The organism is Blautia sp. aa_0143 (assembly GCF_004167315.1).
Classification (GTDB): Bacteria; Bacillota; Clostridia; order Lachnospirales; family Lachnospiraceae; genus Blautia_A; species Blautia_A fusiformis.
The window spans coordinates 90,151-104,857 of the sequence record NZ_RCXU01000007.1; the positions used below are offsets into that span (position 1 = coordinate 90,151).

13 protein-coding genes and 1 tRNA gene are annotated in these 14,707 nt (G+C 44.9%); 4 read left to right on the top strand and 10 right to left on the bottom strand.

The features are described from left to right. Positions 1-266: 266 nt before the first annotated feature. The 10 genes from EAI83_RS04910 to EAI83_RS04955 all read right to left on the bottom strand — a co-directional run bounded on the left by EAI83_RS04910 (position 267) and on the right by EAI83_RS04955 (position 11,142). A complete protein-coding gene (locus EAI83_RS04910; protein ID WP_161206341.1) occupies positions 267-2,288 on the bottom strand; it encodes a response regulator transcription factor in 2,022 nt (673 codons plus the stop codon). Between the two features lie 306 nt (positions 2,289-2,594). Continuing rightward, entirely contained in the window at positions 2,595-3,218 is a 624-nt protein-coding gene (locus EAI83_RS04915) for a V-type ATP synthase subunit D (protein WP_118062566.1), read from the bottom strand. A gap of 12 nt (positions 3,219-3,230) precedes the next feature. Beyond that, the gene (locus tag EAI83_RS04920) at positions 3,231-4,613 is read right to left on the bottom strand and encodes a V-type ATP synthase subunit B (RefSeq protein ID WP_015525388.1); all 1,383 of its coding nucleotides are present in this window, start codon (positions 4,611-4,613) and stop codon (positions 3,231-3,233) included. A gap of 15 nt (positions 4,614-4,628) precedes the next feature. Further along, positions 4,629-6,398, bottom strand: coding sequence for a V-type ATP synthase subunit A (locus EAI83_RS04925; RefSeq protein WP_129974705.1), 1,770 nt, complete (start codon positions 6,396-6,398; stop codon positions 4,629-4,631). Beyond that, positions 6,391-6,978, bottom strand: coding sequence for a V-type ATP synthase subunit E (locus EAI83_RS04930; protein ID WP_021976333.1), 588 nt, complete (start codon positions 6,976-6,978; stop codon positions 6,391-6,393). Before EAI83_RS04930 ends, EAI83_RS04925 begins: the two co-directional genes overlap by 8 nt. Before the next feature lie 12 nt (positions 6,979-6,990). Further along, on the bottom strand, positions 6,991-7,299 hold the full coding sequence (locus EAI83_RS04935) for a V-type ATP synthase subunit F (RefSeq protein ID WP_021653137.1): 309 nt from the start codon (positions 7,297-7,299) through the stop codon (positions 6,991-6,993). A gap of 1 nt (position 7,300) precedes the next feature. After that, positions 7,301-7,732 (bottom strand): ATP synthase subunit C, encoded by a 432-nt coding sequence (locus EAI83_RS04940; RefSeq protein WP_015525392.1) that lies wholly within the window; start codon positions 7,730-7,732, stop codon positions 7,301-7,303. A gap of 67 nt (positions 7,733-7,799) precedes the next feature. Beyond that, positions 7,800-9,740 (bottom strand): V-type ATP synthase subunit I, encoded by a 1,941-nt coding sequence (locus EAI83_RS04945; protein WP_021976331.1) that lies wholly within the window; start codon positions 9,738-9,740, stop codon positions 7,800-7,802. An 18-nt stretch (positions 9,741-9,758) separates the two neighbouring features. Then, on the bottom strand, positions 9,759-10,802 hold the full coding sequence (locus EAI83_RS04950; RefSeq protein ID WP_021653135.1) for a V0D/AC39 family V-type ATPase subunit: 1,044 nt from the start codon (positions 10,800-10,802) through the stop codon (positions 9,759-9,761). A gap of 19 nt (positions 10,803-10,821) precedes the next feature. Then, positions 10,822-11,142, bottom strand: a complete 321-nt coding sequence (locus EAI83_RS04955) for a hypothetical protein (RefSeq protein WP_129974706.1) — start codon at positions 11,140-11,142, stop codon at positions 10,822-10,824. Positions 11,143-11,758: 616 nt separating this feature from the next. Here EAI83_RS04955 and trmB point away from each other — a divergent pair. The 4 genes from trmB (at position 11,759) to EAI83_RS04970 (ending at position 14,296) form a co-directional block, all read left to right on the top strand. Next, on the top strand, positions 11,759-12,415 hold the full coding sequence (gene trmB / locus EAI83_RS04960; RefSeq protein WP_021976327.1) for a tRNA (guanosine(46)-N7)-methyltransferase TrmB: 657 nt from the start codon (positions 11,759-11,761) through the stop codon (positions 12,413-12,415). A 10-nt stretch (positions 12,416-12,425) separates the two neighbouring features. Then, complete coding sequence (locus EAI83_RS04965) at positions 12,426-13,754, top strand: MATE family efflux transporter (RefSeq protein WP_129974707.1); 1,329 nt, start codon at positions 12,426-12,428, stop codon at positions 13,752-13,754. A 208-nt stretch (positions 13,755-13,962) separates the two neighbouring features. Next, positions 13,963-14,136, top strand: coding sequence for a hypothetical protein (locus EAI83_RS17190; protein ID WP_161206342.1), 174 nt, complete (start codon positions 13,963-13,965; stop codon positions 14,134-14,136). Positions 14,137-14,223: 87 nt separating this feature from the next. Beyond that, a tRNA-Lys gene (locus EAI83_RS04970) sits at positions 14,224-14,296 on the top strand. Positions 14,297-14,707 lie beyond the last annotated feature (411 nt).

The window sequence follows — 14,707 nt, forward strand, 5'->3', positions numbered from 1 at the left end:
AAATAGTTGTCTTGTTTCTTACACCTGATCGATCTTTGGCGTTTTCGTTTGTTTATGAAACAAGAATAGCATTGCATTGAGCAAAAAGATACAATTGTTTTGGAGAAAAAACAATCATAACGAGCAATGCATACAAAAGATACAATGAAAATATAGAAAAAATGTGCAATATATATAAAACAATTAATTTCTATAATAAAGCGTCAAATAGTGGAAATGTGATTAATGCAACAAAAAAGGGCGTTTAGGCCCTTTTTTGTATGACGTTATTTATTTAGAAGATTTAGTGTTCGGTATTTCCCGGGAGTCATATTTTCAAATTTTTTGAAATATCGGGAATAACTCTGGTCATTTATATAACCTACTTCTTCGGCAATCTGCTTGATAGAGTGGTTGGTAGTGAGAAGCAGTTTTTTTGAAGTTTCGATGCGGTAATGATTCAAAAGGATCGTGAAGGAAGATTGCTTGCTTTCTTTTACAATCTTACATATATAGGAATAGCTGATTCCTATTTTTTCAGCGGCCATGGCGATGTCGAGCTGAGGATTGGCATAATCGGTTTGGATAAGTTCGTTGATCTGAGAGATATATCTATTGGTATCGTTATTCAGATTTTTTAAAGCATTAGAAAATTCTGAACAGATATTACATAAGTATTGACAGATCTCGTCAAATGTGTCGAATTTTGATACCGAAATATAAACAGGTTCTTCACTGTGTGTAATGTCATTAATGGAGAGTCCGTTGTTGGATAAAAACAGTGACAGGTCACTGATCACAGGAAAAATATATTCCAGCTCTGTGTTTTCATCAATCAGGAGTTTGGAACTGAGCTGCTCAAAATAATTTTGAAACTGTTCTGTAATTTCTTCCATAGTGAGCTCGGGATACATTTTTGAAATTTTGGGGATTTTTATCTTGCATCGTTCTCTTTTGGATACAACCTCATCATAAAATGCTACGCATTTTTTTCCAAGAGAAAAACGATAATTGACTGCCTCATTCGCTTCAATATAAGATTGAAGAAGATCTTTAGGCATATCATAAATATTTCCAACGCCTGCAGAGATGGTAATTCCGGAATCGGTTTGGCGATTCATAGTATTAACCAGTGTAATAATCTCGGAAGAGGTAATTTTCTGCTGACAGAGATATGCCAGAACAAATCGGTCATTATCAAAAATAAGTCCTTTACATTGAAGCACTTTTTCGGAGAATTCTGTAGAGGTTGCCTGGATGAGTCCTTTTTTGAAAGCATTGATCTCGGAAGGTGTTTTTTTCGAGGATACTTTTATGTAGTCATCGATGGAAGCAACAACACAGAAGAAACGGTTATTTTCTTGCGGGTCACCTGAAAGGAACGGCTGAAAAAGTGTGTCAAGAGAAGAAATGTTTTTCTCTTTTAATTCATGATATTTATGAGTGAGAGTAGTTACTGCAGTGGAGATATCTTTTATGTTACCGTTGCTTTTTTCCATAGGAATAAATTCCTGTATATCATTGGAAATGGTTATAATCGGAACGCAATATTTCAGTGCGAGCCGATAAGCCATAAATATACAGAGCAAAATGGAAATACTCAGTAATATCAGAATAAAGTACTCCATAGAACGTAAAGACCGGGACAATTGGTCGTCGGTGGTAAAAAGGCTGTATGTAATATGGAGATTTGCAAGGGTTTTATAGCTGGCATAATAAACAGGTGAACTCTGAAAGAGCTGAAAAGAGCTTTCAGATTGTTTTTCATCCATAATTTTTTTGTAAAGTTTGGCATCTTCAGGAGAGGTGTAGTAGGAAGCGATAATGTTCTTTTCAGCTGTATAAATAATATAGGAATAGTCTTGGGTATTGCTTGTGTCCAGAAGATTTTCTTTTTTTATATTAATGAGAACCAAAGCATTACATTTTGGGTGGCTGTTGATTGTGATCGGGACAGCAACGGAAATAATAGTAGGAAAATCGTCCGGGATATAAGAATACTCTGGCTCACAGGGAGTTCGTTCCGGGAGAATATGAACTCCTAATGAATCATGGATACTTTTATAATCTTCCAGCCACGATGTGTCATGAAAATGTTTGACATCAATGGTGCCAATTCCAGAATTAAGAATTTTGCCGGCATTTTCGTTATAAATATAAATGGAATCAATGGCACTGTTTGTCCCCATAAAAGTGTTTAGCTGTTTTTTTATATCATATTCTGTTTGCATGAATTCTGTAGAGGTAATGGCATTCTGACTTTGCCAGGTAATGTAATTTCGTACCCGGTTATCTTCGCTTATGAACATTGCGGTTTCCACGGCATTATCCAGAGTTTTTTTGAAATTTGAACTGGCTGTGAAAAAATAACTTTTTTGTAATTCATTCAAGTTATTATTAAACTTTTTGAATATACTGTGATGTACATAAGCAGTAAACAGAATGATAGGAATAAATGCCATTACCAATAACTCAAAAAGAAAAGTTTTAAAAAGTTTTTTCTTTAGAATCATAAAATGGTATCCTTCCTGAAAAAATAGAAAAATAAAACTGATGCCTGATAAAAAACCTCCTGTAATGTGTAGTATTCACTTTATTACAGGAGATAATTGTAATTAACTGTTTTGTTTCATACGTTTGATCACCTTCAGACGTGTAAACTCTTCGCGCTCTTTTTCCTCCAGAGCATTAGTGATATCTCTGGTGAGGGTTTCATATCTGGGGATGGTGATGTTCTTCAGCGCATTGGCACGCTTCTGAGTTTTCTTGATGTTGGTGGCAAGACGGATGGCGGCATTTTCGATCATGGAGAGCTGGATAGACAGCTCCTTTACACGCTCGAAGGCGGCTTTGGCCTCGTCCAGGGACAGCTTGGTGCTGTAGTAGGCGTAGGTAGGAGTATTGCCGGCTTTTTTATCGTATTCCACAAGCGGGATCTCAGTTCCCATGACACTCCTGGTCTTGATCCGGATGGAATTTTCTACAGGAACGGTATGGGAGATCTGATCTACAAAAGCGATTCCGATCTCCATGTTTGCTTTCTGCAAAGCAGCGTAGGCAGTGCGGAAAGTCTCATCGATCTGGGTCTGGATATCCTTTGCCTGGTCGATCAGCTCCATCATTTCACGGATCAGGATATTACGCTTTTTGTCCATAAGCTCATAGCCCTGTCTAGAAAGGGCTAGAGAATTTTTTGCAAGTATGAGATTTCCCTTGGTGGGAAAGGTATTCGGATCCATAAAATCACCTCACTAACGGACGGTTTCTCTGTAATACTGATCCAGAACTTTGGTATCGATACGGTCGAGTTCTTCTCTTGGGAGAAGTCCCAGAAGTTCCCAGCCTTTATCCAGAGTTTCAATGATGCTTCGGTTTTCTGTCTCAGACTGTCCCACAAACTCTGCCTCAAAAGCTTTTCCAAATACAAGGTACTGCTTATCCAGCGGAGAAAGCTCGTCTTCGCCGATAACCGATGCCAGGGCTCTTGCATCGCCTACTTTTGCGTAGCAGGAGAAGAGCTGGTTGGCAACATCCTGATGGTCGGCACGTGTGAAGCCTTCACCGATACCGTCCTTCATCAGACGGGACAGGGACGGCAGAACGTTGATCGGCGGGTAGATCGCCTGTCCATGAAGCTGACGGTCCAGTACGATCTGGCCCTCGGTGATATATCCGGTAAGGTCAGGAATCGGGTGGGTGATGTCGTCGTTTGGCATGGTCAGGATCGGGATCTGGGTTACAGAACCGGTGCCTCCACGGACGATTCCAGCACGCTCGTAAAGAGTTGCCAGTTCACTGTACAGATATCCCGGATAACCTTTTCGGGAAGGAATCTCACCTTTGGAGGAGGAAACCTCTCGCATAGCCTCGCAGAAGGAGGTGATGTCAGTCAGGATAACCAGGATGTGCATGCCTTTTTCAAAAGCAAGATATTCAGCAGCAGTGAGGGCAATCTTCGGTGTCAGAAGACGCTCTACAACCGGGTCGTTGGCAAGGTTCAGAAACATTACAACGTGGTCGGAAGCACCGCTTTCCTCGAAGGTCCTGCGGAAGAATTCGGCTACGTCGTATTTAACGCCCATTGCTGCAAAAACAATAGCGAATTTCTCATCGGAGTCTGCGCCAAGGGAAGCCTGCTGAACGATCTGTGCAGCCAGCTTGTCATGAGGAAGACCGTTTCCGGAAAAGATCGGCAGCTTCTGGCCGCGGATCAGGGTGGTCAGTCCGTCGATGGCGGAGATGCCGGTGTTGATATAGTTTCGCGGATATTCACGGGTTACCGGGTTCAGCGGAAGTCCGTTGATATTCAGGCTGACTTCCGGTGTGATCTCGCCAAGTCCGTCAATGGGCTGGCCGATACCGTTAAAGGTACGTCCCAGGATCTCCGGGGAAAGCCCGATCTCCATAGGATGTCCGGTAAGACGTGTGTGTGTATTGCCGAGGGACATATTATCAGTTCCCTCAAAAACCTGGATAACAGCCTTGTCTTCATAGATTTCCACGATACGGCCGATCTTCTGTGTGCCGTCTTCCATGTGGAATTCCACAATCTCCTCGTAAGATGCGTTTTTGACACCCTCAAGGACAACAAGAGGGCCGTTTATTTCACTCAGGCCAAGATATTCGATTGCCATAAACTGATCCCTCCTTTAACCGTTTCTTTCCAGTACGTTGTCGTAGAAGCGGTCGATATCTTTATGATACTCATCAAAACGTTCCAGTTCTTTGTTTGGAACTTCGTATTTGATGGCGATGATACGTTCGAAGATATTATCCTCTTTCAGTACGGAAACCGGCATGCCACGGTTTACAAGGGCACGGCATTTCTCGTAGAGATAAAGGATGGTTTCCATCATCAGGAACTGTTTTTCCATTGGGACACTGGTGTCCTCCTGGTGAAAAGCGTTCTGCTGCAGGAAGCCCAGACGGATGACTCTGGCAATCTCCAGTGTCAGTTTCTGGTCATCCGGAAGAACGTCGCTTCCGATCAGTTTTACGATTTCCATAAGAGAACTTTCCTGATTGAGGATCGCCATGATCTGGTTTCTGTCGTAGACAAATTTCGGGGAAACATGCTCTCTGTACCAGGGAGTCAGATCCTCCAGATATTCGCTGTAACTGGTCAGCCACTGGATCGCAGGGAAGTGACGGGCATAGGCGAGGGCCTTGTCCAGTCCCCAGAAGCAGCGGACAAAACGCTTGGTATTCTGAGTGACAGGTTCGGAGAAGTCACCGCCCTGAGGGGAAACCGCACCGATAATGGAGACGGAACCTTCTGTTCCGTTCAGGTTCTGCATCATTCCCGCACGCTCATAGAAGGCGGAAAGTTTGCTTGCCAGATATGCAGGGAAACCTTCCTCTGCAGGCATTTCCTCCAGACGTCCAGAAAGCTCACGGAGAGCCTCAGCCCATCGGGATGTGGAGTCTGCCATGATCGCTACGTCGTAACCCATATCACGGTAATATTCTGCAAGGGTAACGCCGGTGTAGATGGAAGCCTCACGGGCTGCAACCGGCATGTTGGAAGTGTTGGCGATCAGGGTGGTTCTGTCCATCATCAGGTTTCCGGATTTCGGGTCGATCAGTTTGCTGAAATCCTCAAGAACCTGTGTCATCTCGTTTCCACGCTCACCACAGCCGATGTAGATGATGATATCTGCGTCAGACCACTTGGCGATCTGGTGCTGGGTCATGGTTTTTCCGGTTCCGAATCCTCCCGGAACAGCAGCAGTGCCGCCCTTGGCAATCGGGAAAAGAGTATCCAGGATACGCTGGCCGGTAAGAAGCGGAACGCTTGCCGGGAAACGTTTGTAGGTCGGTCTCGGCACACGGATCGGCCATTTCTGTGCAAGTGCCAGTTCTTTTTCAGTTCCGTCATCAAGACGAACGGCAACGATGGGTTCCAGAACCGTATAAGCTCCGTCAGGAACGGCATGGATAACAGTTCCGTGTGTGATCGTCGGCGGAACCATGGACTTGTGAAGGATAGAAGCGGTTTCCTGTGTCTCGGCGATAACCGTACCTGCGCCGATGACATCGCCTTCTTTTACTGTAATGTGTGTTTCCCATTTTTTTTCGGTGTCAAGAGAGTCAACGCTGACACCACGGGAAATATATTTTCCAGAGGCCTGTGCAATCTCTGCCAGAGGTCTCTGGATACCATCAAAAATATTGTGGATGATTCCCGGACCAAGGAGAACGGAAATGGCGTCTCCTGTTCCGATCACGGTTTCTCCGGGTTTCAGTCCGGTAGTTTCCTCAAAAACCTGTACGGTGGTCATATGTTTCTTAAGACCGATGACTTCGCCTACCAGTTTTTCAGGGCCTACATAGACCATCTCGGAGATCTTGAATCCGGTGTCGCCCTTTAAGTAGATAACAGGACCGTTAACACCGTAGATAATACCTGTTTTACTCATGTGCTGGACCTCCGTCAAATTTGAATTCTCTGTAAGCTGCCTGGTAACCTTCCTCAAAGGAATTGTCTATGAGGATGTTTTTTTCAGGGATGATCGCCTTGATTCCGCCGATAAAGGACTCGTCGGAAAGCTTCAGCGGAAAGCCGGTTTTTACAGTGAGAGATTTCAGACGAGGTTCATCTTCTTTTGAAAGATAGATCTGGATCTCATCGTGTTCCGCGAAGCAGACAGCTTCTTCAATTTTTGTACAAAGATATTCTTCATAACGGGAAGATTCCATGAATTTCAGGATCTGTTCCCGGACTTCAGCAAAAAGTTTTTCTTTTAAGCGGCTCTGTCTGGCAGTCCAGTCACGCCGGATGTGAAGCTGCTCTGCGGAAAGTGCCTTGTTGATCTCGCGCTTTGCGTTTGCAATCTCGGCTTTGCGGGAGCTGGCGGCGTTTTCCAGAGACATTTTTTTATGTTCCTCCAGTGCGGCATCCAGGGAGTCTTTGTGCTCCTGTACATCTTTTTCCGCCTGACGGCGGGCTTCTTCCACGGAGGTGTCATAGAAGTGCGTAAGCTTCTCTTCAATTGTCATAATATCACCTGCCTATAATTTTAATCCGATGGCCTCGTTTACATAAGAAGTAATGAAATCGGGCCTGCGGCCGGTACCATGTCTGTCAGGAATTTCAATGATGAGAGGTGTTTTATGATGAAGTTTGACATCATCGATGATCTCAGGAAACTCCCGGCCGAATTTTTCGGTCAGGAGTATGATTCCAATCTCTTTGTCTGCGATGGTGCGTTCCAGGGCTTCTTTCAGCTCGTCGTGTTCATGGACGATCACACCTTCTACACCGGCCAGTCTCATTCCTGTCAGAGTATCAATATTGTCACTGATCAGATACATTTTCATATCAAAGTTTACCCAGGATCATGAAGGAGATGATCAGTCCATAAAGAGCAACACCTTCGGCAAGACCTACGAAGATAAGAGATTTACCAAGGATGCTCTGATCCTCACTGATTGCTCCAAGGGCTGCGCTTGCCGCACTGGCAACGGCAATACCACCACCGATACAGGAAAGTCCGGTAACGAGTGCTGCTGCGATGTAACCCATACCTGTTGCAAGGCCTGCGTCAGCGCCTGTAGCAGCCTGTACGGAAGCTCCGCCTGCAAATGTTACGGCAATGGCGACAAGCATGATACCGAAGAAGAAAAAGGCATTGACACCAAGTGCTGTTTTGTAGCGGCCACGGCTTTTTTCGCCGAGAAGATAATAACCAAATGGAAGAATGATGCTGAGTACAAGTGCAACTGCGATTGTGATCTGTGTAATGACTGTCATGATGATGACCTCCTTAATATTCGTTTAATTGGCTGCCTGGATCAGAAGGAGTTCTGACTCTGGTATTTTATTTGTTTTTGGAGCAGAACGGCTCGAATTTCCGGCCGCTGCCTTTGTAAAAACGGCTGAACATTTCGTAATATTCCAGACGGAGTACCTGGATACCTACGATCAGGCCCTCCATGGCGCATACAAACAGGTTTCCGAGAATGATGACGATCCAGTTTGGACTGCCGTTCTCCGCACCCGCAAGCATAAGTACAACTTCCATCATGGCTGCGTGGCTGACTGCAAAAGCGCCGATACGCACGAAGGAGAGTGTATTGGAAAAGTAGCTCAGGATAACCTCAAACAGTTCAAAGATACCCTGTACGATAAACATGCCTTTTTCTTTTGGCATAACCTCGGCTTTTTTCTCTACCAGGTTTGTGAGTGGCTCCTTGAAGAAAATAAGAAGCAGCGGTAAACCGAACATAATGGCAAGAACTGCACCGCCAGGAACTGCATGCCCGGATACAAAAAGTCCGATGCAGAGAACTGCGGAACCATAAAATACAAGTCCTGCCACTGCGTTGGTGTCGAACCAGGTTTTTTCAACATCGTGCATCTTAAAGGAATTGATGATGTTGAAAACCATGCACAGGAGGATGATTCCCATGCCGAAGCCGATGGCAACGATAAATACGGTATTCAGTTTTCCGATAAAAGGTATGGTCGTCATACTGTCTACGGGCCGCAGCCACAAAGCAGGTATGAGATCCTCAAATCCAAAGACACTTCCGAACATCAGGCCGAAGAATGTGGAAAAGACTCCGGCGCAGCTGATGATTCCGGCAAGATCGATATGTTTCCGTTTATACAGGAACAATCCTCCGATAAAGAGCAGGAGCCCCTGTCCTGCATCACCGAACATGGCTCCGAAAATAAAGGAGTAGGTGATGGCAACAAACCAGGTGGGGTCCATCTCGCCGTAAGCAGGAAGTCCGTACATTTTTACGTACATTTCAAATGGTTTGAAAAGTTTTGGATTTTTCAGTTTGGTTGGCGGCTGATGGCTTGGGTCATGTTCCAGTGTGGAGGTATCTTCTCCGTCAACCAGACAGAAGATCCTCTCATCAGAAGCGATGTCCGCCTGAAAAGCCCTCGTGTCGGCTTCTGTCATCCAACCGCAGAGAATGTAAAAATTCTCATGTTTTCCGGTACATGCAGCAGCTTTTCGTACATCGAAGTTTCTGGAAAACTGTCGAAGTGTATTTCTGACAGAAACAATGGTTTCAGCTTTATCTGAGAGAAATCGCTGGTATTTTTGCTTCTGTGTTTCCAGGTGTTTCATGGCTTCTTCGTATTGGCTGCTCACGGTGGAAAAAGCCTGATGCGCTGTTCCGGTGTAATTATCCGGCACAAAAATCTTCTCAAAATGCATGGAAGCGTAAGCTGCATCGATCTTACGAGCCTCATGCTTCGGCACAAAGTAGACGCCCCAGACATACTGATCGTCTTCATCGCATTTGAGGAAGATGGTGTTCAGATTGTCGTAAATATATTTCTTGAATTTCTCATAATACTGTTTTTCGATACGTCCGAAATGAAAATGAATATATTTCAGATGCAGGATAGAGGAAATATCATAATTGATATTTCGGAATGGACGTATGATACGCAGAGATTCTTCCAGTGAAGAACATTTCTCTTCCAATTCTGCCTGTTCTTGCTGGAGCTGATCCGCCTGAGAGCGGATCTCCTTTACTGTGGAAAGTGCTTTTTCAATACCAGGACTTTCGCCGGAAGCGGCAGGAGGGCTTTTCAGCTCTTCATAAATGGCATTGATGGAATTCAGCGCATCTCTGTAAGGGTTGACCTCAAGAAAAGGTGTCAGGTTTTCTACTGTGGTCAGTTCAGAGAGTGCGTTCTCCAGATGAATTTCGTACTTGCACAGGTAGGTGTTTACAACCCGGTCGATATCTGCCTTCGGACCGGTGATGCTTAGAAAATTCATTTTTTCAATCACGTTGCTACCTCCTGGTTATTAACCGTTGCGTATATAACGCAGGGATTGTTCTGGGTCCACGCCATAGCGCACGCATTCAAGGGCAATGGTCAGACGGTTGACTTCATGTTCTTTGTGATATAAATAGGAATAGATGACTGCTACGGAATAGGGATCCTTGCGTGCTTCCTGTTCCAGTATGCTACGAAGAATATAGTTATAAAATTCTTCCAGACTGGCAACGGTCAGCTGTTCGTATTTCTTACCATAATAAGTTCCATTGAAGATACGACGGAACTCTTCTGGTGTAGGGGCCTCCACAAGGGTGGTGATCTCCTCTTTGCGGAGCTTGTAGTTCATGGGGACCAGCAATGCGTAAATAGCAGCCGGTTCCATCTGAAAGCAGCGTTTGGAGCGCTGGATGAACTGCAGGTTCAGCATATCGAATTTTTCACCGTAAGCCTTGGTGATCTGTTTCAGATCGTTACCTTTGAAAAGCTTCTTCCGCACATTCCAGATCTGTGAAAAATACGAAAGGTCAAGTGCCATGCCGAAGTCAAAAAGCGTGGCATTTCCACGTTCGTTGACCTGAGACAGCGGAATAAAAAAATCATTTCCCTTCAGTGCCGCAATGAATTCATCCATATTGGTGCAGGCGGTAAGCCTGTCAATGTCCAGCTTGGAATGATGTCTGAAAAAATCGCGGTAGGGAGAAATATCTACGGGATCGGTGTCCCGGTGGTCAAAGAGATTCGTCATGATTTCTTTCAGGACGCGGATCTCATAACGCTTCGAGTAAAGCGACAGGAACGTTCGCTGTTCCTGATTTGCAAAGTGGTAAAGCCTTGAAAAATTCAGGAAGATGGATTTCTTCAGGAGTTTTTCTATCTGTCCGCGGTGAAGATCATTTTCATCGAGACCGGACCAGATATTCTGATATTCGGGAGTCCGTTTCAGGTAGGCTGTTACCTGGGGGACATTGGGAAGCTGAACGATTTCTTCCAGCTGCTCATCTGTCACAAGCCTGCTCTGCATGGCGCGGATCTTGGTGGAGAGTCCGCTGTATGAGAGGACAGAGCCCATTGAATCACTTCCTTTCCCTTCAGGTTTCGGTGATGCCTGTTATTTTCTGAAACAGCTCACTGCAAAGACTTTCGTGATTGGCTTCGTAATAGGCGTCCAGCCTGGACAGCTGGTCTTCGGTTTCTGTGCGAAGCTCATTGATCCGGGCGTTTTTCTCGCGTGCCAGATCTTCACGGATCTTCTGGATCTCAGTGCCGGTTTCTTTTTCAAGTGCGGCATCGAATTCCCTGGTCTGTTTTTCTGCTTCTTCCGAGAGAGCCTTTTTTTGTCGCGCAGCGTCCTGCATGATGGCATTGGCTGTGGCTTCGATTTCCGAAAGCTTATTTAGGATTTGTTCCATAGTGCCCTCCTTGTTTGGTTATTGTTTATAATTGATTTTTATATGATACACCTTTTTTATGGTAAAAACAACTAAAAAGTTGTTAAATTTTTTGCAAAGTTTGAATAAATGTGTTCAAAAAAAGACGGGAAAAGAATATTTGTTTATTAGACGATATATTCTTTTTTGGGGAAAAATGAAAACCGCAAAGGGGCCGTAAAGCCACGGCCCCTCTGCACACCCCTCGGGCTTTTTTTTAAAGGAGTTCTTGGTTGTGGTGACGGGAGGTTGTTGACTTGTGGCTGTATTCTGCGGTGTTGGGATGTGGGAGGTTGTGCCGATAGGGTGGTAAGGGGACGGCGAGGCGTTTTGCTGTTGCCTGGATTGAGGGTTGATAAATTTTTTTATTTTTTGCTTGCGATAGCAGGCAAATTGCATGTATAGTTGAGTATTGGGACGTCTTGTGAATGAGTATTTTTGGGAATGATGGTAAATGAGAAAGTTTATCATATTTATGAGGGCGTTCTGGTTTATGCGGTTGGTGAGAGGGTGGATAGATGTGTCTGACTGGGATTGCTGGCTGCGGAAAGTTATGATTTGAGTTGTATATTATAAGAAGATTAATTGGAGGTTGTTTATGAGATTGCGTAATATTCCCGGGGCGAAGGATGCTATTTTGGAGTGTGACTGGGTGATTGATGAGCCGGAGAGGTTTAAGGGGAAGTGGGAGAGTGTTTTTGGGGAGAAGAGACCGCTTTTTCTTGAGGTTGGCATGGGAAAAGGGCGTTTTCTGATGGATATGGCGCGCCTGCATCCTGAGAGGAATTTTGTTGGAATTGAGATGTATGACAGCGTGCTGCTCCGGGCACTGCAGAAGAGGGAGGAGCTTGAGGAAGCCGGGGAAAAGTTTTCCAATCTTGTGTTTATCCGTGTGGATGCAAGGCTCTTACCGGAGATTTTTGAGAAGGATGAGGTTGACGGGATTTATCTGAATTTTTCCGACCCGTGGCCTAAGGCCCGTCATGCCAAGAGAAGGCTGACTTCCAGGGAGTTTCTGAAGAGATATGAGCAGGTCCTGAAGAAAGAGGGGGCTGTGGAATTTAAGACGGATAACCGTGGGTTATTTGAGTTTTCTCTGGAAGAGGTGAAGGAGTCCGACTGGAATCTGGAGGTTTGTACATTTGATCTGCATCATGATGAGGAACTGGTTAAGGGAAATGTGATGACAGAGTATGAGGAGAAGTTTTCTTCCATGGGTAATCCGATCTGCAAGATGGTGATCAGACAGAAATAGAGGCGATAAAATGCAGGAAGAGATTTTTGAAAAGTATCCGATTCCGAAGGCGTATTTTAAGCTGGCGCTTCCGGTTGTGTTCAGTATGGTGATTTCGCTGATCTATAATATGGTAGATACTTATTTTATTGCGGGAACCGGGAATACGGATCTGGTGGCGGGTGTTGCTCTGGGTACACCGATCTTTACGCTGATGATCGCCCTTGGAGATATTTTTGGCCTGGGCGGAAGTTCTTTTATTTCCAGGCTTTTCGGGGAAAAGAAATTCGAGGATGCGAAGAGGATCAGTGTGTTCAGTTTTTATGGGGCCATTGTCTGCGGTGTGGTGGTTACCGTTGTTCTGATGCTTTTGCGAAGCCCTATTCTGGGGTTGCTGGGTGCAAGTGAGGCAACCTGGGAGTATGCTTCTCAGTATTATACCTGTATCGCACTGGGCGCTCCGTTTATCATTGTGGCGTTGGCGCCGTCCAATCAGCTGCGTACAGAGGGTTTTGCCACAGCATCTATGATCGGTTCTGTGCTTGGTGCGGTTGTGAATATCATTCTGGACCCGGTGATGATCTTCGGGCTTGGCTGGGGTGCGGCAGGTGCTGCCACAGCTACGGTGATCGGAAATGTATGTACGGATATTTTTTTCGTGTGGTTTCTTATTAAGAAGAGCAGAAATCTCTCTGTGAACCCTAAGGGATTTCATATTTCAGGGGCGGAAATCGGAGCGGTTTTTGCAATTGGGATTCCGGCGTCGGTGACAAATCTGATGCAGAGTATCGGGATTGCTCTTACCAACCGTGCGTTGTTGGGATTCGGTGATGATAAAGTTGCGGCTATGGGTATCGTCATGAAGATCAATATGATCGCGGCGCTGGTGCTTGTTGGCTTTGCTTTTGGCGGGCAGCCGCTGATCGGGTACAATTATGGTGCGAAAAACCGCGAGAGACTGAAGGGAACGCTGAAATTTGCCTATCTGTTTGAGGGCGGGCTGGCTCTTGTCCTGATGGCTGTACTTGGATTTTTTGCCCCGCAGCTGGTGCGGATCTTTATGAGTGATCCTTCGGTTGTGGAAAACGGCGCACTGATGCTTCGCCTGCAGCTGGCGGGTATGGTGTTTATGGGAATTGTGCTGATCAGTACCTGTACTTTCCAGTCAGCAGGACAGGCAGTGGGAGCGTTTCTCCTGTCCGTCAGCAGACAGGGTGTGATCTTTGCCATTGTGCTGAATGTGGCGCTTCGGGTTGCCGGATATCAGGGGGTGCTTGCGTCTCAGGCGGTTTCCGATCTGTTGACTGCACTGCTTGCAGTGGTGTTGGTTGTCCGATGGTGGAAGTCTGTGGAGTTTTAACCAAATCAAGTAAGTCCCCTGCGGGGTTGCGACATTTATTGTGAATAAGATTTTTTTCAGGCTGATCGGGAAACTGATCGGCCTGTTTTCATATAATAAATAAGGAAAAGAGGAACGTAAAGTGGTATGTAAATGTTTGGTTTGTTCAGGCGCAGGCTCATGATCTTACCAGGAATCTGCCGAATATGGGAAAGGGGAGAAAGAAAACTTGAAAAAAAGAAAATCCGGTTCATTCCGACGAAATCTCAACAGTGTAAACCGCAGCATCAACAATCAGGCAGCCCAGATCAGAAATTCGCTGTCAGAAATAGAAAAAACACTGAACAAAATTGCATCAAATGAAGATACAAAAAATAAAAAAGATAAAAATAAAAAAAATTAAAAAAAGGTGTTGACTTTCACCGAACCATAACGTATAATACAACATGTCTTGAGGAACGAAACAAACGAAAGACAAACAATTAAATATGCGTTTTTAGCTCAGTTGGTAGAGCACCTGACTCTTAATCAGGGTGTCCAGGGTTCGAACCCCTGAAGACGCACTAAAAGCACTGTTTTTGCAGACATGGGAGCTGCGGGGACGGTGTTTTTTTGTGCTTAAAATCAGTGTTTATGCGTGTTACGGAATTTTTGAGGTTTTGTCTGGACGGAGTGAAATGAAACGAAATCGGGGTAAAATCGGGAAACAGTAAAATGCCGATCATCAGATGTGATCAGAGTGTCCGATTTAGACACCATGATTATAGGTATAGATCCTTTTGAATAAAGAAAGGATGGTATACGATGGGAGTTTGTAAGAAGATAAAAAGGAAGGATGATCAGGAGCGGAATGTATGGGAGAATATCTCAGAAAAAAAGGAGGGCCGGGTCTTGGAACGGACCCGGCAGAGTATGAAAAGAAAAATAAGTAATGATCTATAAGATGAAAAAGCTTTGTGCTTTATTTGCTTAAT

Coding starts and splice junctions, on each gene's coding strand:
- EAI83_RS04910 (WP_161206341.1), bottom strand. CDS start 2,288: ATGTTCATAAGCGAAGATAACCGGGTACGAAATTACATTACCTGGCAA.
- EAI83_RS04915 (WP_118062566.1), bottom strand. CDS start 3,218: ATGGATCCGAATACCTTTCCCACCAAGGGAAATCTCATACTTGCAAAA.
- EAI83_RS04920 (WP_015525388.1), bottom strand. CDS start 4,613: ATGGCAATCGAATATCTTGGCCTGAGTGAAATAAACGGCCCTCTTGTT.
- EAI83_RS04925 (WP_129974705.1), bottom strand. CDS start 6,398: ATGAGTAAAACAGGTATTATCTACGGTGTTAACGGTCCTGTTATCTAC.
- EAI83_RS04930 (WP_021976333.1), bottom strand. CDS start 6,978: ATGACAATTGAAGAGAAGCTTACGCACTTCTATGACACCTCCGTGGAA.
- EAI83_RS04935 (WP_021653137.1), bottom strand. CDS start 7,299: ATGAAAATGTATCTGATCAGTGACAATATTGATACTCTGACAGGAATG.
- EAI83_RS04940 (WP_015525392.1), bottom strand. CDS start 7,732: ATGACAGTCATTACACAGATCACAATCGCAGTTGCACTTGTACTCAGC.
- EAI83_RS04950 (WP_021653135.1), bottom strand. CDS start 10,802: ATGGGCTCTGTCCTCTCATACAGCGGACTCTCCACCAAGATCCGCGCC.
- EAI83_RS04955 (WP_129974706.1), bottom strand. CDS start 11,142: ATGGAACAAATCCTAAATAAGCTTTCGGAAATCGAAGCCACAGCCAAT.
- trmB (WP_021976327.1), top strand. CDS start 11,759: ATGAGATTGCGTAATATTCCCGGGGCGAAGGATGCTATTTTGGAGTGT.
- EAI83_RS04965 (WP_129974707.1), top strand. CDS start 12,426: ATGCAGGAAGAGATTTTTGAAAAGTATCCGATTCCGAAGGCGTATTTT.